This window comes from Microvirga sp. M2 (assembly GCF_047497095.1).
Classification (GTDB): domain Bacteria; phylum Pseudomonadota; class Alphaproteobacteria; order Rhizobiales; family Beijerinckiaceae; genus Microvirga.
Map to the genome: position 1 here is coordinate 1,326,887 of NZ_CP134063.1, position 24,067 is coordinate 1,350,953.

General features: G+C 65.3%; 28 protein-coding genes and 1 pseudogene. 21 read left to right on the forward strand and 8 right to left on the reverse strand.

Features of this window, described 5'->3' with window-relative positions; all coding sequences use genetic code 11:
• The first annotated feature begins 118 nt into the window (after positions 1-118).
• The 11 genes and pseudogenes from RE429_RS06305 to RE429_RS06355 all read left to right on the forward strand — a co-directional run bounded on the left by RE429_RS06305 (position 119) and on the right by RE429_RS06355 (position 9,220).
• Positions 119-876 (forward strand): annotated as a pseudogene (locus RE429_RS06305) (IS5 family transposase).
• Between the two features lie 172 nt (positions 877-1,048).
• Positions 1,049-3,076, forward strand: a complete 2,028-nt coding sequence (gene uvrC, locus RE429_RS06310) for an excinuclease ABC subunit UvrC (RefSeq protein ID WP_414473479.1) — start codon at positions 1,049-1,051, stop codon at positions 3,074-3,076.
• A 92-nt stretch (positions 3,077-3,168) separates the two neighbouring features.
• The gene (gene pgsA, locus RE429_RS06315; protein ID WP_414473480.1) at positions 3,169-3,747 is read left to right on the forward strand and encodes a CDP-diacylglycerol--glycerol-3-phosphate 3-phosphatidyltransferase; all 579 of its coding nucleotides are present in this window, start codon (positions 3,169-3,171) and stop codon (positions 3,745-3,747) included.
• A 4-nt stretch (positions 3,748-3,751) separates the two neighbouring features.
• Positions 3,752-4,003, forward strand: coding sequence for a molybdopterin converting factor subunit 1 (gene moaD / locus RE429_RS06320; RefSeq protein WP_414473481.1), 252 nt, complete (start codon positions 3,752-3,754; stop codon positions 4,001-4,003).
• A 6-nt stretch (positions 4,004-4,009) separates the two neighbouring features.
• Complete coding sequence (locus RE429_RS06325; RefSeq protein ID WP_414473482.1) at positions 4,010-4,462, forward strand: molybdenum cofactor biosynthesis protein MoaE; 453 nt, start codon at positions 4,010-4,012, stop codon at positions 4,460-4,462.
• 82 nt (positions 4,463-4,544) lie between these two features.
• On the forward strand, positions 4,545-4,790 hold the full coding sequence (locus tag RE429_RS06330; RefSeq protein ID WP_414473483.1) for a hypothetical protein: 246 nt from the start codon (positions 4,545-4,547) through the stop codon (positions 4,788-4,790).
• Positions 4,791-5,220: 430 nt separating this feature from the next.
• A complete protein-coding gene (locus RE429_RS06335; protein ID WP_414473484.1) occupies positions 5,221-6,261 on the forward strand; it encodes an extensin family protein in 1,041 nt (346 codons plus the stop codon).
• 84 nt (positions 6,262-6,345) lie between these two features.
• Positions 6,346-6,798, forward strand: a complete 453-nt coding sequence (locus RE429_RS06340) for a hypothetical protein (RefSeq protein ID WP_414473485.1) — start codon at positions 6,346-6,348, stop codon at positions 6,796-6,798.
• Positions 6,795-7,457, forward strand: a complete 663-nt coding sequence (locus RE429_RS06345) for a ribonuclease T2 family protein (protein ID WP_414473486.1) — start codon at positions 6,795-6,797, stop codon at positions 7,455-7,457. The genes RE429_RS06340 and RE429_RS06345 overlap by 4 nt, the downstream gene beginning before the upstream one ends.
• 232 nt (positions 7,458-7,689) lie before the next feature.
• The gene (locus tag RE429_RS06350) at positions 7,690-8,538 is read left to right on the forward strand and encodes a 23S rRNA (adenine(2030)-N(6))-methyltransferase RlmJ (protein ID WP_414473487.1); all 849 of its coding nucleotides are present in this window, start codon (positions 7,690-7,692) and stop codon (positions 8,536-8,538) included.
• Positions 8,539-8,614: 76 nt separating this feature from the next.
• Positions 8,615-9,220 carry a glutathione S-transferase gene (locus RE429_RS06355; RefSeq protein WP_414473488.1) on the forward strand — a complete coding sequence of 202 codons (606 nt, stop codon included), beginning with the start codon at positions 8,615-8,617 and terminating at the stop codon, positions 9,218-9,220.
• Positions 9,221-9,279: 59 nt separating this feature from the next.
• Here RE429_RS06355 and RE429_RS06360 read toward each other — a convergent pair whose 3' ends face one another.
• Positions 9,280-9,948, reverse strand: a complete 669-nt coding sequence (locus RE429_RS06360; RefSeq protein ID WP_414473489.1) for an outer membrane protein — start codon at positions 9,946-9,948, stop codon at positions 9,280-9,282.
• Positions 9,949-10,241: 293 nt separating this feature from the next.
• Here RE429_RS06360 and RE429_RS06365 point away from each other — a divergent pair, with 293 nt between their 5' ends.
• Positions 10,242-11,000 carry an SDR family oxidoreductase gene (locus tag RE429_RS06365; protein ID WP_414473490.1) on the forward strand — a complete coding sequence of 253 codons (759 nt, stop codon included), beginning with the start codon at positions 10,242-10,244 and terminating at the stop codon, positions 10,998-11,000.
• Here RE429_RS06365 and pgeF read toward each other — a convergent pair.
• The 3 genes from pgeF to lgt are packed head-to-tail and all read right to left on the reverse strand — an operon-like array spanning position 10,990 to position 13,701.
• Positions 10,990-11,757, reverse strand: a complete 768-nt coding sequence (pgeF, locus tag RE429_RS06370; protein ID WP_414473491.1) for a peptidoglycan editing factor PgeF — start codon at positions 11,755-11,757, stop codon at positions 10,990-10,992. The genes RE429_RS06365 and pgeF overlap by 11 nt on opposite strands.
• 13 nt (positions 11,758-11,770) lie before the next feature.
• Positions 11,771-12,847 (reverse strand): class I SAM-dependent methyltransferase, encoded by a 1,077-nt coding sequence (locus RE429_RS06375; RefSeq protein WP_414473492.1) that lies wholly within the window; start codon positions 12,845-12,847, stop codon positions 11,771-11,773.
• Positions 12,844-13,701, reverse strand: a complete 858-nt coding sequence (gene lgt, locus RE429_RS06380; RefSeq protein ID WP_414473493.1) for a prolipoprotein diacylglyceryl transferase — start codon at positions 13,699-13,701, stop codon at positions 12,844-12,846. Before lgt ends, RE429_RS06375 begins: the two co-directional genes overlap by 4 nt.
• 138 nt (positions 13,702-13,839) lie before the next feature.
• Between lgt and RE429_RS06385 the strand changes: the two genes are divergently transcribed.
• The 5 genes from RE429_RS06385 (at position 13,840) to RE429_RS06405 (ending at position 16,973) form a co-directional block, all read left to right on the forward strand.
• Positions 13,840-14,118, forward strand: coding sequence for an accessory factor UbiK family protein (locus RE429_RS06385; RefSeq protein WP_414473494.1), 279 nt, complete (start codon positions 13,840-13,842; stop codon positions 14,116-14,118).
• Positions 14,119-14,420: 302 nt separating this feature from the next.
• Positions 14,421-14,921: a YbjN domain-containing protein gene (locus RE429_RS06390; RefSeq protein WP_414473495.1), complete on the forward strand. Its 501-nt coding sequence runs from the start codon at positions 14,421-14,423 to the stop codon at positions 14,919-14,921.
• 88 nt (positions 14,922-15,009) lie between these two features.
• Entirely contained in the window at positions 15,010-15,840 is an 831-nt protein-coding gene (gene proC, locus RE429_RS06395; RefSeq protein WP_414473496.1) for a pyrroline-5-carboxylate reductase, read from the forward strand.
• 56 nt (positions 15,841-15,896) lie between these two features.
• Positions 15,897-16,595, forward strand: a complete 699-nt coding sequence (locus RE429_RS06400; protein ID WP_414473497.1) for a TetR/AcrR family transcriptional regulator — start codon at positions 15,897-15,899, stop codon at positions 16,593-16,595.
• Positions 16,596-16,613: 18 nt separating this feature from the next.
• On the forward strand, positions 16,614-16,973 hold the full coding sequence (locus RE429_RS06405; protein WP_414473498.1) for a tRNA-binding protein: 360 nt from the start codon (positions 16,614-16,616) through the stop codon (positions 16,971-16,973).
• 28 nt (positions 16,974-17,001) lie between these two features.
• Here RE429_RS06405 and RE429_RS06410 read toward each other — a convergent pair whose 3' ends face one another.
• Genes RE429_RS06410 through RE429_RS06420 form a run of 3 tightly spaced genes read right to left on the reverse strand, consistent with a single transcriptional unit; the run spans position 17,002 to position 19,652 of the window.
• The gene (locus tag RE429_RS06410; RefSeq protein ID WP_414473499.1) at positions 17,002-18,369 is read right to left on the reverse strand and encodes an ATP-binding protein; all 1,368 of its coding nucleotides are present in this window, start codon (positions 18,367-18,369) and stop codon (positions 17,002-17,004) included.
• Positions 18,366-19,085 (reverse strand): response regulator, encoded by a 720-nt coding sequence (locus RE429_RS06415; RefSeq protein ID WP_414473500.1) that lies wholly within the window; start codon positions 19,083-19,085, stop codon positions 18,366-18,368. The genes RE429_RS06410 and RE429_RS06415 overlap by 4 nt, the downstream gene beginning before the upstream one ends.
• A gap of 36 nt (positions 19,086-19,121) precedes the next feature.
• Entirely contained in the window at positions 19,122-19,652 is a 531-nt protein-coding gene (locus tag RE429_RS06420; RefSeq protein ID WP_414473501.1) for a MarR family winged helix-turn-helix transcriptional regulator, read from the reverse strand.
• Between the two features lie 161 nt (positions 19,653-19,813).
• Here RE429_RS06420 and RE429_RS06425 point away from each other — a divergent pair, with 161 nt between their 5' ends.
• The 4 genes from RE429_RS06425 to RE429_RS06440 all read left to right on the forward strand — a co-directional run bounded on the left by RE429_RS06425 (position 19,814) and on the right by RE429_RS06440 (position 23,375).
• Complete coding sequence (locus RE429_RS06425; RefSeq protein ID WP_370436537.1) at positions 19,814-20,701, forward strand: branched-chain amino acid aminotransferase; 888 nt, start codon at positions 19,814-19,816, stop codon at positions 20,699-20,701.
• Positions 20,702-21,173: 472 nt separating this feature from the next.
• Positions 21,174-21,449 carry a DUF3072 domain-containing protein gene (locus RE429_RS06430; protein ID WP_414473502.1) on the forward strand — a complete coding sequence of 92 codons (276 nt, stop codon included), beginning with the start codon at positions 21,174-21,176 and terminating at the stop codon, positions 21,447-21,449.
• Positions 21,450-21,605: 156 nt separating this feature from the next.
• Positions 21,606-22,196, forward strand: a complete 591-nt coding sequence (locus RE429_RS06435; RefSeq protein WP_414473503.1) for a hypothetical protein — start codon at positions 21,606-21,608, stop codon at positions 22,194-22,196.
• Between the two features lie 114 nt (positions 22,197-22,310).
• The gene (locus RE429_RS06440; protein ID WP_414473504.1) at positions 22,311-23,375 is read left to right on the forward strand and encodes a Tim44 domain-containing protein; all 1,065 of its coding nucleotides are present in this window, start codon (positions 22,311-22,313) and stop codon (positions 23,373-23,375) included.
• A 78-nt stretch (positions 23,376-23,453) separates the two neighbouring features.
• Here the strand turns inward: RE429_RS06440 and RE429_RS06445 are convergent, their stop codons facing one another.
• Positions 23,454-24,035, reverse strand: coding sequence for a DJ-1/PfpI/YhbO family deglycase/protease (locus tag RE429_RS06445; protein WP_414473505.1), 582 nt, complete (start codon positions 24,033-24,035; stop codon positions 23,454-23,456).
• Positions 24,036-24,067 lie beyond the last annotated feature (32 nt).

The window sequence follows — 24,067 nt, forward strand, 5'->3', positions numbered from 1 at the left end:
GACTTCGCTGTCTATCGTGAATGGGGCTCCCGCGCTAGGGCCAATCCACATTCAGGATTCACACGAGCGAAGAAAGCTGACTCACTGGGTTGCAGGTGGTTTGATTCGGAGCCGGACGATGGGTGTGAAGCGATACGAACTGAGCGAAGCCCAGTGGCGGCGCATCGCCCCCCTGCTGCCGGGCAAGGTGGGCGACCCCGGCCGCAGCGGGGCGGATAACCGCCTGTTCGTCAACGGCGTCTTGTGGGTGCTGCGCTCTGGAGCATTCTGGCAGCATCTGCCCGAGCGCTACGGCAAATGGAAGAGCGTCCACGCCCGCTTTACCCGCTGGACCAAGGCCGGGGTCTGGGAGCAGGTGTTTGCCGAGCTGATCAAGGATCGCGACAATCACTATCTCATGCTCGACACCACCCTGGTGCGCGTCCATCAGCAGGCCGCCGCCGGAAAAGGGGGGCCGCCACTCAGGCGCTGGGGCGTTCCCGCGGGGGTCTGACCACCAAGATCCACATGATCTGTGACGGCCTCGGCCGACCGCTGCGCTTCCTGCTGAGCGCCGGCCAGCGCCACGACTGCCTCGGCGCCAAGGCGCTGCTCGACGGCTTCCAGGCCCGGTCCGTCCTGGCCGATCGGGCCTATGACACCAACGAGCTGCGCCAGACCATCGCGGCGATGGGCGCCGAGGCGGTCATTCCCTCAAGCCGATCGCGCAAGCAGCCGATTGCCCATGACGCCACCGCCTACAAACTGCGCAATCGGATCGAACGCTGCTTCAACAAGCTCAAGCACTGCCGACGCTTTGCAACCCGGTACGACCGGCGCGCCTGCCACTTCCTCGCCTTCATCCACCTCGCCGCCATCATGCTCTGGCTGTGCTGAATGTGGATTCGTCCTAGCGCATCGTGCGGAAAGGTGGACCCGGCTTTCCGCAAGAACGATGCGCTCGTTCCAAGAAGGGAGCATCGGATTGATCCCAAAAGTGGATTCCACTTTTGGGTCCGATGCTCTAGCCGCACTTTCCTCAAGGGCTGCCAATGCTTAAATCTCCCTCATGAGTCGCAATACCTATAACGACGTTCCGCCCGATATCCTGGACAACGAGGAGGACGACGACAGCGTGGCCGTGGAAAGCGGCTCGGATGTCGAGTTCGACCTCGAGGCCAACCCTGGTTCCGTTCAGCGGGGCACCGAGGTCATCCGCCGGTTCTGGACCACGCTGCCCAATGCGCCGGGCGTCTACCGCATGTTCGATGCGAAGGGCGACGTGCTCTATGTGGGCAAGGCCAAGAGCCTGAAGAACCGCGTCGGCTCCTATGCCCGGGGCCAGGCCCATTCCAACCGCATCGCCCGCATGATCGCCGAGACCTCCTCGATGGAGTTCGTCACCACGGCGACCGAGACGGAGGCGCTGCTGCTGGAGGCCAACCTCATCAAGCAGCTCAAGCCCCGCTACAACGTGCTTCTGCGGGACGACAAGTCTCTGCCCTATATCCTGCTCACCGCCGAACACGCGGCCCCGCAGCTCGTGAAGCATCGCGGCGCCCGCAAGCGGAAGGGCGATTATTACGGGCCCTTCGCCAGCGTCTGGGCAGTCAACCGCACCATCAACGCCCTGCAGCGGGCGTTCCTGCTGCGCTCGTGCAACGACAGCTATTTCGAGAACCGCACGCGGCCCTGCCTGCTGTTTCAGATCAAGCGCTGCTCGGGGCCGTGCACCCACGAGATCTCGTCGGAGGACTATGCTTCGCTGGTGAGCGAGGCGCGGGCCTTCCTGTCCGGCAAGTCGAATGCCGTGAAGCAGCGCATCACGGAGGAAATGCAGCAGGCGGCCGAGGAACTCGAATTCGAGCGCGCCGCGCGCTGCCGCGACAGGCTCGCCGCCTTGTCGGCGATCCAGGGCGTGCAGGGTATCAACACGCAATCCGTGGAAGAGGCCGACGTGTTCGCCCTCGACGAGCAGGCGGGGCAGTTCTGCGTGGAGGTGTTCTTCTTCCGCAACTGGCAGAACTGGGGCAACCGCGCATATTTTCCGAAGGCCGACAAGTCGATGACGCCCGACGAGGTGCTCGGCTCCTTCCTGGCCCAGTTCTACGACGACAAGCCCGCGCCGCGCCTGATCCTGCTCTCCCACGAGATCGAGGATGCGGAGCTGATGGCGGCCGCGCTCTCGACCCGGGGCGAGACGCGCGTGGAAATTCACGCGCCCCAGCGCGGCGAGCGCCGCCAGCTCATCGAGTACGTTCTGCGCAACGCCAAGGAGGCGCTCGGCAGACGCCTGGCCGACACGGCCTCGCAGCAGAAGCTGCTCATCTCGCTGGGCCAGGCCTTCGGCATGAGCAAGGCGCCCAAGCGCGTGGAGGTCTACGACAACTCCCACATCATGGGCACCAATGCGGTCGGCGCCATGGTGGTGGCGGGCGCAAACGGCTTCATGAAGCAGCATTACCGCACCTTCAACATGAAGTCGGAGGACCTGAAGCCCGGCGACGATTACGGCATGATGCGCGAGATGCTCCAGCGGCGCTTCGCGCGGCTCGTGAAGGAGGAGCCGAGGGGAGGGGGCGGGCAGGAGGCGGCCACGGACGCGGACGCGGCGTCCGGTTTCGACGACGCGTTCCCGGCTTGGCCCGATCTCGTCCTGATCGACGGCGGCAAGGGGCAGCTCGAAGCTGCCCGCCAGGCCCTCGCGGAGGTCGGGGTCGGGGAGGACGACGTGGCCCTCGTCGGCATCGCCAAGGGGCGCGACCGGGACGCGGGGCGCGAAACCTTCTTCAAGGTCGGCCAGCCCCCGTTCAAGCTGCCGCCACGCGACCCGGCCCTCTATTTCGTGCAGCGCCTGCGCGACGAAGCCCACCGCTTCGCCATCGGGTCCCACCGGGCCAAGCGCAAGCGGGAGATGGTCAAGAACCCGCTCGACGAGATCGCCGGCATCGGCCCCACTCGCAAACGGGCGCTCCTGCACCATTTCGGAACCGTGAAGGCGATCCAGCGCGCAGCTCTGGAGGACCTCATGAAGGCCCCCGGCGTGAACGCCGCCACGGCCCGCGCCGTGTACGATTTCTTCCACGAGCGGGGGTAAAGGCTTGCGATAACGGCAATGTGGCCTGTCTCGCGGTTGACGGAGCAAGGCGAGACATGCTTCCTGCCTAACCTATGAGCACTGCACGTTCCATGCGCCGGTCCCAGGCTTTCAATCTTGCCAATCTGCTCACCTATGGCCGACTCGTGGCCGTGCCGGCGGTCGTCGGCCTGCTGTTCTGGCCGGAGGACCATTATTCACGCTGGTTCGCGCTCGCCGTCTTCGCCCTGGCCGCAATCACCGATTATTTCGACGGCTACATCGCGCGGGCCTTCTCCCAGCAATCCGCTTTGGGCCGGATGCTCGATCCGATCGCGGACAAGCTCCTCGTCGCGGCGTGCCTCCTCATGCTCGTCGCCGACAAGACGATCCAGAGCTGGGACATCTGGGCGGCCCTGGTCATCCTGTGCCGGGAGATCCTGGTGTCGGGCCTGCGCGAGTTCCTGGCGGAGCTGAAGGTGGGCGTGCCGGTGAGCCGGGTCGCCAAGTGGAAGACTACGTTCCAGCTCCTCTCCCTCGGCTTCCTGATCGCCGGACCGGCGGGCGAAACGGTGCTGCCCGGCACCGTCCTGATCGGGCGCGTGCTCCTGTGGGTTTCGGCCCTGCTCACGCTTTATACCGGGTGGGACTATTTCAAGACCGGCATCAAGCATGTCGTCGATGAGGGCTGACCCGATGAAGCTCGTCTATTTCGCATGGGTGCGCGAGCGGGTCGGCAAGACGGACGAGACCATCGATCTGCCCGAGGGTGTCGCCACCGTCGCCGATCTCGTGCGCTGGCTGAAGACAAGGGGCGAGGAATACGACTATGCCTTCGAGAACGAGGCCATCGTCCGCGCCGCCGTCGATCATGTGCACGTCAAGCCCGAGTCCTCGATCGCCGGGGCGCGGGAAATCGCCTTCTTCCCGCCCATGACCGGCGGGTAGAAAACGATGGCTGCCGTCCGGATCCAGGCCGAGCCGTTCGACGCCGCCGCCGAGACGGCGGCCCTGACGGCGGAGCGTGGCGATATCGGGGCCATCGTGGCCTTCACGGGCTTCTGCCGGGACGAGGGCGGCCGGCTCTCCGCCCTGGAACTCGAGCATTATCCCGGCATGGCCGAGGCCGAGATCGCCCGCATCGCCCGCGAGGCGGAGGCGCGCTGGCCCCTGCTGGGGCTCACGGTCGTCCATCGCTTCGGCCTGATCCGTCCCGGAGAGCCCATCGTGCTGGTCCTGGCCGCGAGCGCCCACCGCCGGGCGGGGTTCGAGGCGGCCGAGTTCATGATGGATTATCTCAAGACCCGCGCGCCGTTCTGGAAGCGCGAGCATCTGACCGACGGCACGGTGGGCGCCTGGGTCGACGCGAAGGGCAGCGACGACGAGGCCGCGGGACGATGGGGGTGAGGCGCCGGCCTATCCGGCATCGCCCTTGACCTCCCGGCCCGCGAGGAGGACGATTGCTCCCAGACGACAAGCGGAGGCGTCGATGCCGAACGTCTTGGTCCTTCTCTCGCTTCTTCTCCCGCTCCCGGCCGGCACGCCTGCCGCTCAGTCTGCGCAGGCTCCCGATCACAACCCCCTCGACTGCTATTGCCGCGCTCAGGGCAGGATGGTCCCTCAGGGAGAGACCGTCTGTCTGAAGACGGCCGACGGTCCCCGGCTCGCGCAGTGCCGGATGGAGATCAACGTGATGTCCTGGAACATCACGTCGACGCCGTGCCCGGAGGCATAAAAAACGCCGCCGGAAGCGGCAGCGTCGGAACGAATGGAACTCGGATGGTGGGAAGCCCCTGGAGGCTGGGGCCGCTTTCAGAAAAGTCCGGCGACGGTCGCACAAATGAACGAGAAGGAAAGGCAGGCCGCAGCGATATTGAGCTTGCCGGCCCAATCGAAATTCGACGTCAATTTCATGACATGGCCCCTATCTGTATGGAGAGGTAGCCTATCAGGATAGAGGGGGGCTGAAAAGGGCGCCCCGGGTGCGGCAAAGGTGAACACGATCCCGCAGAATGGTTAACAAATCGTTAAACTATTGACTTTGCTGGGGTCCGGTCCCGAGGATCCCGCGAAAATTTTTCATCTCCGGAGGGCCTGCGGCCCGGCTCTGACGGGCATGGGCGACGTTGACGGGATGTTTACCCGGCGCGCCTTAGGTTGCGCCCATGCGTCGTGGATTTGTTGCGTTTTTTGTCCTATCGCTCGTTGGGCTCGGGCTGACCGGTTGCGGGTTGTTTCGGTTCGAACAGCGCGAGCCCTGGCGCGCGCAGGCCGAGGAGGCCTGCCTGGCGCAGCGTCTCGTGCAGCCCACGGCCTATATGGCCCTGTCGTCCAAGATCGATGGGCCCGGCGTCTGCGGCATGGATCATCCCTTCAAGGTCGCCGCCTTCAGCAACGGCGAGGTCGGGCTGAAATCCAATGTGACGCTCGCCTGTCCGATCATCCCCCGGATCGACACATGGCTCGAGGAGATCGTGAAGCCCGCGGCCGTCATGTATTTCGGAATCCCGGTGGTCGACCTGAAGGCGGGCTCCTATTCCTGCCGCCCGCGCAACAATCAGCGGGGGTCCAAGCTCTCCGAGCATTCCTTCGGCAATGCGCTCGACGTGATGGCCTTCGTCCTGGCCGACGGCCGCGAAATCCCCGTGGAGAAGGGCTGGAAGGGCAATCCCGCGGAGCAGGATTTCCTGCGCGAGGCTTTTGTGGGCGCCTGCCGCTATTTCACGACGGTCCTCGCTCCGGGATCCGACGCCTACCATTACAATCATATCCACATCGATCTGGCGCGGCACGATCCCCGCGGCGACCGCCGCATCTGCAAGCCGATCATCAAGTTCACGCCGCGAATCGACCCCGAGCGGAGCCGCGAGCTCCTCCGGAGCGCCAACGCTCAAGGCGACCTGCCGTCCGCGGACCTGGAGCAGGACATGCCGGAGGAGAGCGCGGCGGCCGGTTACGCGATGGGTTCGCCCATGGGCGCCCCAATCGGGGCCCCGATGGCCGCACCCGTGGTTTCCGCTCCCGTGGTCTCCGCTCCCGTGGCGCCGCCCGCGCAGCGCTATTCCGGCGCTTCCGCGCCTGATGTCTACACGCCCCCGCCGCCGCCCGGATATGGCGGGTCTTCGCCGCAGCAGACCTATGCGCCGCGGCCGATGAGGCCTTCCGCAGGGCAGCCCCTGGTGCTGAACGGACACGCCGCCTACTAAACCGCAAGCGGAGCCTTGACGTTCCGGGCCGCCGCCCACATGGTCGATGTGATATCAATCCGTCGATCTGTTGGAGCAGTGGAAATGAAGTGGCTGGCGGCTCTTATCTCTTGCCTGATAGTCAGCGCGCCCGCGTTCTCTCGCGAGATCAACCCGGCCGAACGGCGCGAGAAGTCCAGCGTGCTTTCGCCGAGGCCGTACCACGCGAGCCTTCCGGCCTGCGCCGATCCGGCGGTTCTCGGCGACATCGCATCGCGTTTCGCGACCAAGGAGCGCCGGTTCTGGAACTCCGACCTCCAGATCCTTTCCTTCGAGCGCGTGGAGCAGGTTGCCTGGCGGCCCTGGGGCCTCGACTACATTCCGCGCCGCTACTGCACCGGCACGGTCGTCGTCTCCGACGGTTACCGGCACAAGGTGAACTTCTCCATCCGCGAGGATCTCGGCTTCATCGGCTTCGGCTGGGGAACCGATTCCTGCGTGGACGGCTTCGACCGCCACTACGCCTACGCCCCACATTGCAAGCAGGCTGGGCCTTGATCGTCAGACGGTATCTCGCCCTCGCGGGGGCGTGCCTTCTGTGGTCCCTCCCTTGCGCCGCACAGGTGCCGCGCGAGGTGAGGGGAGCCCCCATGGGGCAGTTCGATTTCTACGTGCTCGCCCTGTCATGGTCGCCCGGCTATTGCGAGATCAGCGGCCGGAAGAGCCGGCAATGCGATGCCGGAAGCGGCCTTGGTTTCGTCGTGCACGGGCTCTGGCCTCAGTGGGAGCAGGGCTATCCCAGTTTCTGCGAGCCGGGCGGACGCTTCGTGCCCAGCACAACCATCAGAGAAAACTCAGGGCTCTTCCCCAACGATAACCTCGCGCGCTATCAGTGGCGCAAGCACGGAAGCTGCTCCGGAGAAAGCCCGAGCGGCTATTTCAACGCCGTCCGGCGCGCGCGCGATCTGGTGCGAATTCCCGACAGTTTCAAGGCGCTGCACGACAGTTCGCAGGTTCTTCCGAGCGAAATCGAGCGCGCCTTCATCAGCGTGAATCCCGGCCTTCGCCCCGACATGATTGCGGTGTCCTGCGAAAGACGCACCTTTCAGGAGGTCCGGATCTGCCTCGACAAGGATCTTCGCGGGTTCCGCCAATGTCCCGAAGTGGATCGGGGCGGGTGCCGCGCCGGCGAAATTGCGGTTCCGGCGCTCCGCTGAACCGGCCGGGCGGGCGCATCGCCTGCCCGCAACGCGCATCCGCTTGTCCGCACGATGCGCGACACCATCGGACGCGACATCGAATCCACATCCGATGCCGTAAGTTGATGTTTTCGAGCATCTTTTCACGCAAACCGGTGCCCACTTTTGCGCCCGATGCGCTCCTTGCTTGAGCATCTTTTCACGCAAAACCGGTTCCCACTTTTGCGTCCGATGCTCTAGGACTTGAAGAATGAATTACCGTCATGCCTTCCACGCCGGCAACTTCGCCGACGTCATGAAACACGCCCTCCTGGTGCGGATCCTCGTCTATCTGCAGCGGAAGGAGACGCCGTTGCGCGTCATCGACACCCATGCCGGAATCGGGCTCTACGACCTGACGGGGGACGAGGCCGGGCGAACGGGCGAGTGGGTCGACGGCGTGGGCCGCCTCGACGAGCCCTTCGCTCCGGAGGTCGAGGAGATCCTCGCGCCCTATCGCAACGTGATGGCGGATGTGCGCGCCCGGCACGGCGAAAGCATCTATCCCGGCTCGCCCGGCATCGTGCGCGAGCTTCTGCGGCGGCAGGATCGCGGCGTGTTCGTCGAACTGCATCCGGCCGACCATGCGGTGCTGAGCGAGGCTTTCAATGCGGTGTCGAACCTCAAGGTGATGCATCTCGACGGCTGGACGGCGCTCCACGCCCTGATTCCGCCCAAGGAGAAGCGCGGGCTCGTGCTGATCGATCCGCCTTATGAGAAACCCGGAGAGCTGGAACGGCTGGGCGCGGAGCTGCTGGCGGCGCTCAGGAAATGGCCGACCGGCGTCTATGTGGGCTGGTATCCCATCAAGAGCGTGGCGCCGGTCGATGCGGTGGCGGCGCGCCTGCACGAGGAGAGCCCGCGCCCCGGCTTGCGCCTGGAACTCTACGTGGACGATCCGCTGGATCCGTCGCGCCTCAACGGCAGCGGGCTGTTCGTGCTCAATCCGCCCTGGTCGCTGAAAAGCGAGGCCGAGCTGCTGCTGCCTGCGCTCGCGGAGCGTCTTTCACGGAGCGGCTATGGCGCCTATCGGTGCGAAGCCTTCGGGCCTCCTGCATAAGGCGCATTGCCGCCCCCGCCGGGAGCGGGCATGAATGCAGCCTTCCTCAGGCGCAATCCTCGACAGGATCTCATTCATGCTCGTTCTACGCTCCTCCGCCGCATCGCCCTTCGGCCGCAAGGTCAAGATCGCCGCTCATGTTCTCGGTCTCATGGACCGCATCCAGATCGTCGATGCGGATACCATGAACCCCGAGGACAACATCCGGCAGCAGAATCCATTGGGGAAGATCCCGGCCCTTGTGCTGGAGAACGGCGAGGCGCTCTACGATTCGCGCGTGATCGTGGAGTATCTCGATGTCCTGGCCGGCGGCGAACGCCTGTTCCCGGCAGGCGAGGCCCGCTTCATGGCCCTGCGCGATCAGGCGCTCGCGGACGGCATCATGGATGCCGCGCTGCTGCAGGTCTATGAGGGCCGCTTCCGCCCTGAAGACAAGCACGAGCCCAAATGGGTCGGTCATCAGGCCGGCAAGGTGGAGCGCGGGCTCGCTCACGCGGAAGCCCATCTCTCGGCGCCCGCAGGCGAGCTGCATGTCGGCCATATCGCCCTGGCCTGCGCGCTCGGCTATCTCGATCTCCGGTTCGCGGGCCGCTGGCGCGAGACCCATCCGAAGCTCGTGGCATGGCTTGCCGATTTCGAGGCGCGGGTTCCCGCCTACGCCAAGACCCGGGTGACGGCGTAAGCCCATTAAAAAAAGGCCCGGGTTTCCCCGGGCCTTTTCAGTCGCGGATGCGACGGATCTTAGTAGGTGCCGAAGCGGTAGTTCAGGCCGGCGCGAACCACACCGAAATCGGTGTCGCCGGTGCTGAACGTGCCGACCACGCCCGGAACCGTGAAGTCGTCGCTGTCGAGGTTCACGTACAGGCCTTCGAGCTTGGCCGAGAGGTTGTTGGTGATGGCGTACTCGAGGCCGCCGCCGACCGTCCAGCCGTTGCGGTTGTCCGTGAAGGCCCAGCCGCCGGTGGCGTAGATCAGAGCGCGGTCGAACGCGACACCGACGCGAGCGCGCACCGTGCCGAACCAATCCGCCGAGTTGCGGGTGTACAGGCCGCCGCCGACACCGGTGAAGTCATAGGTGGTGCTGCCGAAATCGGCCCACTGCAGGTCGCCTTCAACGCCGACCACGAAGGAGCCCATCTGGTAGTTGTAGCCGACCTGGCCACCGCCCACGAAGCTGGCGTCGTTGTTGCTGTCGGCGAAGATCGTCGTGGTCGGGTTGAACACGAGATCGTCGTCGCCGTTGTTGAAGCCGACGCCGGCGTTCACACCGACGTAGAAACCGGTCCAGGTGAAGACCGGAACGGCAGCCACAATCGGAGCCGGAGGAGCGGCGCGCACGGGAAGGTCCGCAGCCGAGGCAGCACCGGCGAAGCCGAAGAGAGCGACGCTAGCGAGAAGAATCTTCTTCATGGTTTCTCTTTCCTTATCGATGTCATACTCCGCACGTCCAGGGGCCCCTGGCTCGAACGGGGTACTACCCATTTATAGAGCGACAACCGGGCGAGGGCTGTGACATGACAACCACAACACCCTAAAGGCACTGTGGCAGCAATGTGGCGTTGTAATTGAGCATTCCCCTTATGGTCTCGCTGGACTCCCCAACGAACAACTCGGCAGTAAGTTCGCGGCCGCGGTCAAAAAATGTCATTTTCTGGGCAACGGCCTCAATTCTCGCTACGTGCTACCATTACGAAAGGTAAAGAATGATTAAGACTGCGCTCGTGACCGGGGGAGCCATGAGAATCGGCCGGAGCATCGTGGAGCGTCTCGCGCGGGAGGGATTCGAGGTCGCGATTCACTGCCGCCGTTCGACGGATGTGGCGGAGGAAATCGCTTCGACGATCAAAGCGGCGGGCGGGCGGGCCGTCGTCGTTCAGGGCGATCTCGCCGATGCCACTGTGGTCGAGCGCCTGGTGGACGATGCGGTCCTGCGCCTGGGTCGTCCGCTGACGCTGCTCGTCAACAATGCGTCCGAATTCGAGCCCGACGAGGTCGAGACTCTCTCCCAGGAGCGCTGGGACCGGCACTTCGCCGTGAATCTGCGGGCTCCTGCCTTTCTCGCACGCGACTTCGCACGGCAGCTGCCAACCGACCGGGAGGGCTCCATCGTCAACGTCGTGGACCAGCGGGTCTGGAAGCTCACGCCCCAATTCTTCTCGTACACCCTCACCAAGGCCGCTCTCTTCACGGCCACCCGGACCATGGCGCAGGCGCTGGCGCCCCGCATCCGCGTGAACGCGGTCGGTCCCGGTCCCACTCTGGCGAACGAGCGCCAGGGCGACGAGGATTTCGGAAAGCAGTCCCGCGCCGTGCTCCTCGGACATGGCGGCGCTCCGGACGAGATCGCGGAGGCCGTGGTCTATCTCGCGCAAGCACGCAGCGTCACGGGGCAGATGATCGCCGTCGACGGCGGCCAGCATCTCGCTTGGGAAACGCCGGACGTGGCGGGTATCAGGGAGTGAGCGCGATCGCCGAGATCAGGCGGCCGTAATCGGGCTCCCGGCGATGGGTGGTGCGGCGGTAGCTGAAGAACCGCTCCTCGTCGGAATAGGTGCAGAGACCGAGATCGACGAAGGTGCCGACGCCCGCCGCCTTCAGGCGCGCGCCGATGAAGCCGGGTAGGTCGAACATGGCATGGCCCGCCTTCGCGCCGGGCCGGAAGAAACCTTCGTGCCCGGGCGCCTCTTCGGCGAAGCGCTGCACGAATTCCGGCCCCACCTCATAGGCCGCCTGGCTGATCGTGGGGCCGAGCACGGCGACGATGCGGCGGCGCTCCGCTCCCAGGCGCTCCATCGCCTGAAGGGTGGATTCGAGAACGCCCGTGACGGCGCCGCGCCAGCCCGAATGCGCGGCTCCGATCACGCCGCCCTGCGGGTCCGCGAACAGCACCGGGCCGCAATCCGCCGTGGTGATGGCAAGCGCCAGGCCCGGGGCCGCCGTGACCATGGCGTCGGCCTTCGGGCGCTCGGAGCCCCAGGGAGCTTCCACGAGCACCGCATCGGGCGAGTGTACCTGGTGCACGCTGATCAGCGCCTCCGGGGGCACAGCCAAAGTCTGCGCCATCCGGCGGCGGTTTTCCTTCACCCGCATGGGCTCGTCCGAGGAGCCGATGCCTCCGTTGAGCGAGGCGTAGATCCCTTCCGAGACGCCGCCTTCGCGCGTGAAGAAGGCATGGCGGATCCGGGGAAGCGAGGCGAGGGCGGGGGCTTGGATGAACATGGGCCTGCGACGTCTAGGGGGCGAAGGGGCGGGGCGGCAGTCCGGGAACGGTTCCGAGAGCCTTATGGGTAACGGCCAAAACCTTAAAGAGATCTCCCATGCCCTTGTCGCCGCGCTCCGTCAGGCGCGCGAGCGCGGCATCGATATCGGCCGATTGAGCCGGCGTGGCGCGCTTCTTGAGGGAGGCGGCACGCGCCTCGACCCCGAGGGCGAGGAGGAAATCGCGCTGCGTGCCGGGTCCGTGAACCTGAAGGCCCAACCTGGAGGCGACCTGCGCCAGGCGCTGAAAATCCACATGGGTCGTCAGGTCGGCGTCGCCCGGATCCCCGAGCGGGTCGACCGGAATGTGCTTCTTCAGGGCCTGCAGCGTGTCGCCGAAGGCGGGGCCCCAATAGCCGTAATCGATAGCCAGGATGGCGCCGGTGTCGCGCGCGAGCCTGCGGGAGAGTTCCTGCATGACCTCGAGGGACGCGACGGGCCATTCGAGCACATCCCCGATCCGCAGCGGCTTGCCGAGCGCCTCGTCGGCCTCGCCGCGCAGGCCGAAGATCAGCCGGTCGCCTTCGAGCCCGACGAGGCGCTCGCACCAGCCCCGTTCCGTGGCCAGGAACTGGCGCACGGGAAGGGCGTCGAAGAACTCGTTGGCGACGAGCAGCATCGGGCCTTCGGGCACATCCTCCAGCCGCGAATGCCATCGGACGGGATGCCCCGAGGATGCCAGGGTCGCCTGCTGCCGCTGCCGCAGGGCAGGGCTCGTCTCCACGAGATGCACCTCGACGGCAGCGCCGAAGTCCGGAAGCAGCTTCGTCGCGCGCAGGAGATCCGCCATCAGCGTGCCGCGTCCGGGGCCGAGCTCCACGAGGTGGACGGGGGCGGGGCGGCCCATGGCGTTCCAGACTTCCAGCATCCAGAGGCCGATCAGCTCTCCGAACATCTGGCTGATTTCGGGCGCGGTGGTGAAGTCGCCGTCCGCCCCCAGGGGGTCCCGGGTCGCGTAATAATGGCTCAGGCAGAGGCTCATGTAGCGCTCGACCGGGATCGGCCCCTCGAGGGCGATCATCGCGCGCACATGGTCGCTAAAGGCCCTCATGCGGCCTCGGCGGTTTTCGCCGGACGCGTGGCGCCGCGCGCGGCCATGACGATGAAGATCACCCCGACGAGCGCCATCGGGACCGAGAGCAGCATGCCCATGGTGATGCCGCCTCCTAGACCCTCGACCGAGGAGCCGAACAGGAACCCGAGCTGCGCATCCGGCTCGCGGAAGAACTCGCAGACGATGCGGGCGATCGCATAGCCGAGCACGAAGATTCCTCCGAGAAGGCCGGGACGGCGGAAGCCGAAACGGCGCGCGGCGATCGCCATGATGATGAACAGCACCAGTCCCTCGCCGAAGGCCTCGTAGAGCTGGCTCGGATGCCGGGGCAGGGGCCCTGCGTGGGGAAACACGATGGCGTAGGGAAAATCGGGTGCGGGACGGCCCCACAATTCTCCGTTGATGAAATTGGCGATGCGCCCGAAGAACAGGCCGACGGGCGTGACCACGGACGCCATGTCGAGCAGCGCGAGCGCGTTGAGGCCCCGCGAGCGGGCGAAGAGGACGAGGGCCAGCGCCGCGCCGAGAAAGCCGCCATGGAACGACATGCCCCCGTGCCAGACGGCAAGCGCCTCCAGCGGGTTCTGAAGATAGGCGCTCAGATTATAGAACAGGACATAGCCCGTGCGTCCGCCCAGGACGACGCCGAGTGCGACCCATACGATGAGATCGTCGATATCGGTGGGCTTCGGCTGGCGCAGCGGGGTCCAGAGCTCCGTCTTAGCCGCGAGCCGCTTGGCGTAGAACCAGCCGCCCAGGAGGCCCGCCACATAGGCGAGCGCATACCAGCGGATCGCGAAGGGACCGATGGAGAAGGCGACGGGGTCGATATGAGGGAATGACAGAGGCATGATCGGCCTTCAGTGAACGCATTGCCATTGGACCGGGCGGGGACGGATCGTCAACCCTGTTGCAGTTTCGGGCGAATGCGCCCACATCTGCCTTTCCTGGGCTTTGAGGCCTCTTCAACTGGTGTGGACCTATCGATCATGACTCAATCCTCGAACCGGATCTTCGACGAACTCGCCCGCCTGGCCACCGATGCCGCAGGCGCCGCCCAGGGCGTCAGGCGCGAGGTCGAAACCGTGGTCCGCAGCCAATTCGAGCGCCTGATCAAGGACATGGACGTCGCCACCCGCGAAGAGGTCGAGGTGTTGCGCGAGATGGTGCTGGCCGCCCGCGCCGAGAACGAACGCCTCGAGGCCCGCCTGAAGGCGCTGGAGGACAAGCTCGCCCGATCCGGCGAGGCCGCCACCCCCGCTTCATAGTCCATCCGGCGGATCCAAAAGAAGAGGAGCCGCTCGTCTCGCGTCCGATCCTTCGCCTTTCGAGGTAGGGCTGCCCTGCCTCAGAGGCATTCCTCCTGTTGTGGACAGGTCCGGATGATGCATTGTGAGCAGGGGCAAAATCTAAGACTGTGATTCATGAGCTGATTCGGGCATGACGTGACACAAATCTCGAATGCTTCTTAGTATTCGAGAGGTATTTCTCAAATATTGCTCGGATTTACGAAATAATATTGCCTCGTTGTGTTTGCCACAACGTAGGCAAACAAGTTTTTTGGGTCGACATGTCTCAGCATCACATCGAAATCGATCGCGTTGAACATCCTCTCGACGTCGTCGAGCGGCTGGCTTCGCTGCGACATTGGATTTTCGATCGGGCGGAAGCTGACGAAATGTCGGTCTCCGTTGCCGGACGCTGGGCCGACTACGATATCGCCTTCACGTGGATCGAAGACGTGGAGGCGCTTCACGTGGCCTGCGCCTTCGACCTGAAGGTTCCCGAGCGGCGCCGCCAGGATGTGCTCCAGCTCATCTCCTTCATCAACGAGCAGCTCTGGGTGGGTCATTTCGACCTGTGGAGCTCGGAGAACGTGGTGATGTTCCGTCATTCCCTGCTTCTGGCGGGCGGCGCGGATCCGACGCAGGGCCAGTGCGAGACCATGCTGCGCGTCGCCGTCGAGGCCTGCGAACGCTACTTCCAGGCGTTCCAGTTCGTGATCTGGGCCGGGAAGTCGGCGCGCGAGGCGCTCGACAGCGTTCTGTTCGAGACCGAGGGCGAGGCTTAAGGCTCTGGCCCGATACCGGCCTCGACAGGGCAGGGCGGCTTGTGAATAGTAGCGGCCCTCGCGTCATTCACCTGCCGGAAGATCTGTCATGTCCCTTCATCCCGAGCGTCTGCCTTCCTCCCTCATCCTCGTCGGTGCCGGCAAGATGGGGGGCTCCATGCTGGAGGGCTGGCTCGACGTCGGCATGAATCCCTCCGGCGTGACGGTCATCGATCCCCGTCCCTCGGAGGAGATGACCCGTCTGTGCGCCGAAAAGGGCATCGCGCTCAATCCGTCCGATCAGCCTTCCGGGCCCGACGTTCTCGTGCTCGCCGTCAAGCCGCAGATGCTGGAGACGGCCGCGCCCGCGTTGAACGGCTATCTCGGCCCGCAGACGCTCATCATCTCGATTCTCGCGGGCAAGACGATCGGCGACCTGACCGGCCGCCTTCCCGCCGCCTCCGCCGTGGTGCGCGCCATGCCGAACCTGCCCGCGAGCATCGGGCGCGGGGCGACGGGCGCGGCGGCCAATGCACAGGTGTCGGAAACGCAGCGTCTGATGGCAGACGCGCTGCTGGCGAGCAACGGCATCGTCGAATGGCTGCCGTCCGAGGACCTCATCGACGCGGTCACGGCCGTTTCCGGTTCGGGACCGGCCTATGTGTTCCATCTCGTGGAGTGTCTGGCCGAAGCGGGAGCCGCGGCGGGCCTGCCTCCGGATCTGGCGCAGCGCCTGGCGCGCGCCACGGTGACCGGCGCGGGCGAGCTTCTGTTCCGGAGCGATCTGCCGCCCGCGACGCTGCGCCAGAACGTGACCTCGCCGGGCGGCACGACGGCGGCGGCCCTCGAGATCCTCATGCGCGATCCGGACGGCCTGAAAGACCTCATGCGCGAGGCCGTGGCTGCGGCCAAGCGCCGTGCCGGGGAGCTCGCGGGCTGACAGGCGGACCATTGCGCCTAGATCCATCGGACGGATGAGATGTTCAGGAGAGTGCCATGACGGTGGAAAATCCGGCCGACAAACGCAGCGCCATCATCGATGCCCTGATGGGGCTTGCCGCCTCTCGGGGCTGGAACGAGATCGAGATCGGCGACATCGCCGCGGCCGCCGGCGTCTCGCTCGCCGAGTTCCGCGATGCGTTTCCGTCGAAAGGCGCCGTGCTCGGCGGCCTCTCGCGCCGGATCGACCGCAAGGTGCTGGAGGAGACGACGGACGATCTCGCCGGAGAGCCGGCACGCGAGCGCATCTTCGATGTCCTCATGCGCCGTTTCGATGCGCTGGAGCCGTACAAGGAGGCGCTCCGGCGGATCTTCGACGATGTTCGAAGCGACCCGCTCGCCCTGGCCGCTCTCCATCAGGTGGCCGTCAACTCCATGCGCTTCATGCTCGCCGCCGCGGGCATCCGTACGGAGGGGCCGCTCGGAACCCTCAAACTTCAGGGGGCGGTGCTCGTCTACTCCAACACGATGCGCACCTGGCTTCACGACGACGATCCGTCTCTCGCCAGGACCATGGCGCGCCTCGACCGCGAATTGCGGCGCGGCGAGCGTGTGCTCGAAGGCGCCGAGGATCTGCGCCGCCTGACCGCGCCGTTCCGCGCCTTCGGACGCGCCTTGAGGGAAAACCGGTCGAGGCGGCGTGAGAAACGTGCGACCAGTGAGGGCGATGCGGATAATCCCGCAGCCGCCATTTAAGGAAAAAGAGGGGGCATCATGGATCAGGCACAATCGCCGACGCCGACGATCACGTTCGACGATTTTCAGAAAGTCGACATTCGCGTCGGCCGAATCGCCGCTGCCGAGCCATTTCCGCAGGCTCGCAAGCCGGCATTCAAGCTCACCATCGATTTCGGGCCCGAGATCGGCACCAGGCGCTCGTCCGCGCAGATCACCGTGAACCATACGATGGAAGAGCTCGTCGGATCCCTGGTGCTCGCGGTGGTCAATTTCCCGCCGCGCCAGATCGGCCCCTTCATGTCGGAGGTTCTCACGCTCGGCGTGCCCGATGCGAACGGCGACGTGATGCTCATCCGCCCCGACCGCGACGTGCCGGTCGGGGGCAGGCTTTATTGAGAGGCGTCGTCCCGGACGATCCGATGCTCTAGGCCGGGAGCCGCACCGTCGCGCGCAGGCCCCCGAGCGGACTGTCGCCCAGGCTGATATCGCCGCCGTGGGAGCGCGCGATGTCGCGCGCGATGGACAGGCCGAGGCCCGATCCGCCCTCATCCTGGTTGCGCGCCTCGTCCAGGCGGACGAAGGGCTTGAAAACTTCCTCGCGCATGTCGGTCGGAATTCCGGGGCCGTCGTCGTCCACGTGCAGCGTGAGCCAGCGCGTTTCGTGATTGGCGGAAATCGCGATGCGGTCGCCATGCCGGGCGGCGTTGGAGACGAGATTGAAAAGAAGGCGCCGGAAGGCGTCGGGGCGAACGATGATGATCGGATCGCCCACGATCGTGAGTTCCGTCATGTGGCCCTGGCGCTCGGCATCCGATTGCACCTCGTGGAGGAGATTGCGCAGATCCGTCTCCCCGGCCTGTTCGCCGGCATCGCCGTTCTCGCCGCGCGCGAAGGCGAGATAGCCTTCCAGCATGCGGGTCATTTCGTCCACGTCGCGCTTGAGATCCTCGATCTCGGGCGTTTCCTCCATGAGCGCGAGGGAGAGCTTGAAGCGCGTCAGAATGGTGCGCAGATCGTGGCTGACGCCATTGAGCATCGTCGTGCGCTGCTCGAGATTGCGCTCGATGCGCCGCTTCATTTCGATGAACGAGTAGCCGGCCTGACGCACCTCGCGCGCGCCCCGGGGCCGGAACTCGATGTCGCGGCCCTTGCCCAGCGCTTCGGCGGCCTCCGCGAGCCGCAGGATCGGGCGGATCTGGTTGCGCAGGAACAGGATCGCGATGCCGAGCAGGACGAAGGACGAGCCGCCCATCCAGACCAGGAAGATGTGCGAGTTCGATGCATAGGCCTGGCTGCGCCGCGCGAGGACGCGCATCACGGTGTTCTGGTCGAGCTTGACGCGGATTTCCACGTAGTTGGAGCGTCCCACCGTGTCGAGCCAGTAGGGGTTGTCGAGCTGACGGCGCAGTTCGTTGGAAAGCGTTTCATCCAGAATCGAGAAGAACGGTTTCGGGCCCGGCGGCGGGAGATCCGTGTTGTGCAGGATGTCCACGTCGAGCTGGAGGCTTTCGGCCGCGATGCGGGAAAGCGTCGTCGCCTCCTTGTCCTGCGGGTAGCTCTCGTAGATCTGGACGAGGGCCGCGATATCCGCCGTGACGGCGGAGGAGAGGCGGCGCGTCACCAGTTCGTAATGCCGCTCCATGAACACGTAAGCGACGACGGATTGCAGCAGGATGACGGGCGCGATGATGATGATGAGCGCGCGCGCATAGAGGCCTTTCGGCAGGAACCTGCCGAACCAGCGCGCCGCTCGATCGAGCGGTGCATAATGAAGGGTGGCGCCAATCTTCATCGGTCGATGACGAGACGATACCCGATTCCGCGCACGGTCTGCAGGAAAATCGGATTGGCCGGATCATTTTCGATCTTGCGCCGCAGGCGGTTGATCTGCACATCGACCGTGCGCTCGTTCGCGGCGGCGCCGTTGCCGGCGAGCGCATCGCGCGGGACATTGTCTCCCGTCGCCGAACCGAGGATGGTCAGGATCTCCCGTTCGCGCTCCGTGATGCGCACGATCTCCTCGCCGCGACGCAGCTCGCCGCGGTCGAAGCGGTAGGAAAATGGGCCGAAATGGATGATTTCGGGAACGTCTCCGCCTCGGCCGCCGGGCGCGGGAACGGCGCGCCTGAGAATATTGCCGAGCCGCAGCAGAAGCTCGCGCGGCTCGAACGGCTTCGCAAGGTAGTCGTCCGCGCCGATCTCCAGGCCCGTCACACGGTCGGACGTCTCGGAACGGGCGGTGAGCATCAGGATCGGCACCTGGGACGTCTGCCGGATGCTCCGGGCGTAATCGAAGCCGGATTCGCCCGGCATCATCACGTCGAGGACCAGGGCATCGAACAGGAAACTCTCAGTCTTGGACCGCGCTTCCGTCGCGCTGGCCGCGGCCGTCACGCGGTAGCCGTTTTCGGAAAGAAACCGGGTCAGGAGTTCTCTCAGGCGCCGGTCGTCGTCCACCACCAGGACGTGGGGGGCATGGTCGGGAATATCGATGCGGGGCGCTTCCATGGGCTCCAGGACGGTTGTTCCGGGGCCCCTGCTTTATCAGGTTTTGTCCGACCCGAATACGAGGCGCTTCACATGCTCGCGATCGTCCGGGTCGATCAGGCACAGGAGATACCGGCTGACGGCCTCCTTGGCGGCCGGGTCCGCATCCGCCAGCGCCCGCATGATCCGCCGCGTCTGGAGCTTGGCGAGCTTCAGGGCGAGCTCATGGCCCTGGGGCGTGGCGTGAAGGAGCCTCTGGCGCCGGTCCGCGACGCCCATGCGGCTTTCGATGAAGTTCTTCTCGATCAGTTCCTTCAGGACCCTGTTCAGGCTCTGCTTCGTGATCCTGAGGATGTCCAGAAGCTCGGCGATCGTCAGGCCGGGCTGGCGGCTGACGAAATGCAGGACCCGATGATGCGCCCGGCCGAAGCCGTATTCGTCCAGAATCCGGTCGGGATCGCTGACGAAGTCGCGATAGGCGAAGAAGAGCAGCTCGATCAGGTCATAGGCCGGCATCTCGGCCAGGATGTCCGCTCCGGAGCTTTTTCCGGGTACCTGTCTCTTGAAAGCCGGAATCGCGTCTGGCACCGTTCCTATCCAATTTTATGTCAGCCTTGTTGACATATCTCAGGACGATTGTTACTCGTCAAGTCGCTTTCGTGAAACGAATGAAACCGAAACGGCACGGGAGCGACCGGAAATTTCACGGCCCCGGTTTGCCACAAAGGTCGGCAGTTAAGGAGAAAACGATGTCCGCGACCCCCTTCGATCAACGTGATGGTTGGATTTGGTACGACGGGCAGTTCGTACCCTGGAAGGACGCCAAGCTCCATGTCCTCTCGCACGGCCTCCATTACGGATCCAGTGTGTTCGAGGGCGAACGGGCCTACGGGGGCGAGATCTTCAAATCGATCGAGCATGCCGAGCGCCTGAAGCGTTCCGCTCAGATCCTCGATTTCGAAATCCCCTATACGGTCGCCGAGATCGACGCGGCCAAGCGCCTCGTGCTGGAAAAGAACGGCATGACGGACGCCTATCTGCGCCCCGTCGCCTGGCGCGGCTCGGAGATGATGGGCGTCGCCGCCCAGACCAACAAGATCCACCTCGCCATCGCCGCGTGGGAATGGCCGAGCTACTTCGATCCGGCCCAGAAGATGAAGGGCATCCGCATCGACATGGCGGAGTACCGCCGTCCCGATCCGGCGACGGCCCCGTCCACCGCGAAGGCTGCCGGTCTCTACATGATCTGCACCATCTCCAAGCACAAGGCTGAGCGGAAGGGCTATGCGGACGCGCTCATGCTCGACTGGCAGGGCCGCGTCGCCGAGTGCACCGGCGCCAACGTGTTCTTCGTCAAGGACGGCGTGGTCCATACCCCCATCGCCGATTGCTTCCTCGACGGCATCACGCGCCAGACGGTGATCGAGCTCGCCAAGCGCCGCGGCCTCGAAGTGGCGGAACGCCGGATCATGCCGGAGGAGCTGGCGGGCTTCCAGGAATGCTTCATCACCGGAAGCGCGGCGGAAGTGACCCCGGTGGCCGAGGTCGGTTCCTACACTTTCACGCCGGGCGCCATCACCAAGATGCTGATGGACGACTACACGGCCGAGGTGCAGCCCAAGGCCAAGGCGGCTTAAAGCCTCGCCCATCTCTCTTGCGGAACGTCATGCCCGGGCTCGTCCCGGGCATTCGCGTTCGAGGCGCAGCGGATTCTGCGGACGTCGATGGCCGCGGCACGTGCGGCCATGACGGCGTGACGTTACCAGGGCAGGTCGCGCGTCGAAAATGCCGAAAATCCTCTGCGTCGGGAATGCGGTCGAAGGGGATCTTCGTCCCCGCATCGGGGCATCGGACGTGAAAAGGGGAATCCACTTTTGGGATCGAATCCGATGCTCCCATCTTAGATGGGGGCCATCCGGCTTGCACATGATTGCCGCCTTCGTCACCATGCGTACAAAGCAAGAACACGAGCCCGGCGGCGAGTCGAGACCCGGACCTGTGGATAACGGGGACGAGTCGGCGGGAGTAGCCCGTCATTCCGCTGCGGAACCAATGCCCTGATTCAGATGTTCTCGCTTTAGAACAAAACACGAACAATAGGAGTCCCGCATGGCTTCGCGCAGCAAAGCCCCGAATCGCAGCTCCGGCGAGCACAGGCCCGCTCACGAAGCGGATAATCCGAAGCGCGATCCGGATGCCGTCGACAATCGGATCAAGGATCCGGAGGATTGGGTCACGGGCCACGAGCCCATGACCGGAGCCCAGGCCTCCTATCTCAAGACCCTGTCCGAACAGGCCCACGATCCGGAAGCGTTCGATCCGAAGCTCGACAAGGCCGAGGCCTCGAAGCGCATCGACCGGCTGAAATCCGACCACAGCCGCTGAGGACGATCCGGGGCCTTGGAAACAGGCGCGGTCCGATGCTCCCTTCTTGGAATGAGCGCATCGTTCTGGCGAAAAACCGGGGCCCCTCTTTCGCACGATGCGCTAGCCACACATTTCCCATAATCGCGGCCCAGACCCTGGGCCGATGTGAGGATCATGGCCGGCCGACCTGTTCACCCCTTCCGACGCATGCGGCGCGTCCTGAACGCGCCCCTCCTGATCGTGGGCGTCGTTGCGGTTCTGCTCGACGACGTGTTCCGCTCCTTCGTGGTCCCGGCCGTGCAGGCGATGGCGCGGATCGGCCTGATCCGGCGGATCGAGGCCGCGATCGCCAGGCTGCCGCCTGTCGGCATCCTGATGCTGTTCCTGATCCCTCTCGCGATTATCGAGCCTTTCAAGATCTATGGCCTATACCTTTTCGGGCAGGGGCATTTCCTCTCAGGCCTCCTGATGTTCGCCTTGGCCAAGGTGGTGGGCCTCGGGCTGGCCGAGCGGCTCTTCGCCATCGGCCGCGACAAGCTGCTCTCGATCCGCTGGTTCGCCTGGTGCCATGCCCGGGTTCTCCTGATCCGCGACCATGTCCATGCCTGGCTCGCCCGCTCGCCCGTCTGGCGGAGGGCCGTCCGCATCATAGGCGTCGTCCGCGGGAAGGCGAATGCCCTGCGCCGTGGCGTGGCGCGCCTTCTGCGTCCGGGAGGCAGGTTCGCGGCGGCGCGGCGCCGGGTGCGCCGTTTTCGGACCGTTTGATCGCGACAGGCCCTTTTGCAGAAGCGCTACCGTTCCCACATAAGGCCTGGAGCGTCGTGCTCCGAAGGGATGAAACGAAAAATGATGAAATTTGCTTCTCGCCGAAGCCGCGTCATGGTTGCTCTGGCGGCCGCCCTGGTGCTGGCCGGCAGCGCTGCCGAGGCTCGCGTCGGCGGAGGCCGGGGCAGCTTCGGATCGCGCGGCGCGCGCACCTATTCTCCGCCTCCGGCCACCCGGACGGCGCCCGATGCCGCCGCACCCATTCAGCGCTCGCAAATTCCCAACCAGGGTCAGAACCTCAACCGGCCCGGCGCCCCGGCCCCCAACATGGCTCAGCCGCGCCGCTTCGGCTTCGGCACGGGCCTGATGGCCGGCCTCTTCGGCGCGGGCCTGCTCGGAATGCTCATGGGCAACGGTTTCTTCGGCGGCCTCGCCGGTCTCGCGTCCGTCGTGGGACTGCTGCTCCAGGTCGGCCTGATCGTGCTCGTGATCTCGTTCGCCATGAAATGGTTCCGCCGCCGTCAGGAGCCGTCCTATGCGGGTCCGCAGGGCGTCCATCGCACCATGACGGGCGGCAGCGTGCCCCCGGCCGGCGGTCGTCCCATGGGGGGCGGCCCGGGCAACGGCTTGGGCGGCGGCTTGGGTGGCGGCTTGGGCAATGGCCTCGGCGGTCTGGGGGGCGGCGCTCTCGGGGGAGCCCTGGGCGGCATGAACCGTTCGTCCCGCGGCCCCGCCGTGCGCGACGAGATCGGCATCGGCGAGCAGGATTACGCCGCCTTCGAACGCTCGCTCGTCGAGCTGCAGGATGCCTATTCCCGTCAGGACATCGAGAAGCTCTGGACGATGGCGACGCCGGAAATGGCCGGCTACATCCAGGAGGAGCTCAACGACAACAAGGCGCGCGGCGTCGTGAACAAGGTCTCGGACGTGCGTCTGCTCCAGGGCGATCTTTCCGAGGCCTGGCGCGAAGGCTCGACGGATTATGCAACCGTCGCCATGCGCTTCTCGCTGATCGACGTGACGACCGATCAGGCGACCGGCCGCGTGCTCGAGGGCGATCCTTCGAAGCCGCAGGAGGCCAGGGAGCTGTGGACGTTCCGCCGAGACCAGGGCGGTTCCAATCAGGGCGGTTCCAATCAGGGCGGTTCCTGGACGATCTCCGCGATCCAGCAGGCTTAAGCGCTCCCAGAACGACGAATAGGAAAGCGGCCGGTATCCACCGGTCGCTTTTTGTTTGAGGGACCGTGCGACGGACGATCACTCCGCCGCGTGCCGGCGGCCGGCATGGGAGCCCTCGCGGATCTCTTCGATGATCTTCTTCACGAAGGCGTCGAGATCGCCCGGGTTGCGGCTGGTGATCAGTCCCTGATCGGTCACCACCGTTTCGTCGCGCCACTCGCCGCCCGCGTTCATCACGTCCGTCTTGATCGAGTGATAGGACGTGCACTTCTTGCCTTTGATCAGGCCGGCTTCCACGAGCAGCCAGGGCGCGTGGCAGATCGCGGCGACGACCTTGCCGGACGAGTAGAAGGCCCGGATGATCTCGATGGCCTTCGGCTCGACGCGCAGCTTGTCGGGATTGATCTGCCCGCCGGGCAGCACGAGCGCGTCGTAGGCCGAAGGATCGACGGTCTCGATATCCTTGTCGACCTTCACGCTCTTGCCCCAGTCCTTCTCGTCCCAGCCGCGGATCTCGTCGGGCTTCATGCGCGACTTGGGCGCGGCGACCTCGACCTTCGCGCCCGCATCCGCGAGCTTCTGCTGCGGCACCATGAGCTCGGATTGTTCGAAACCGTCGGTCGCCATGATGAGAATCCTGGCCTGTTGAATATCAGGCATGACGTTCTCCTTTATTGTCAGTTCGTTGTGAG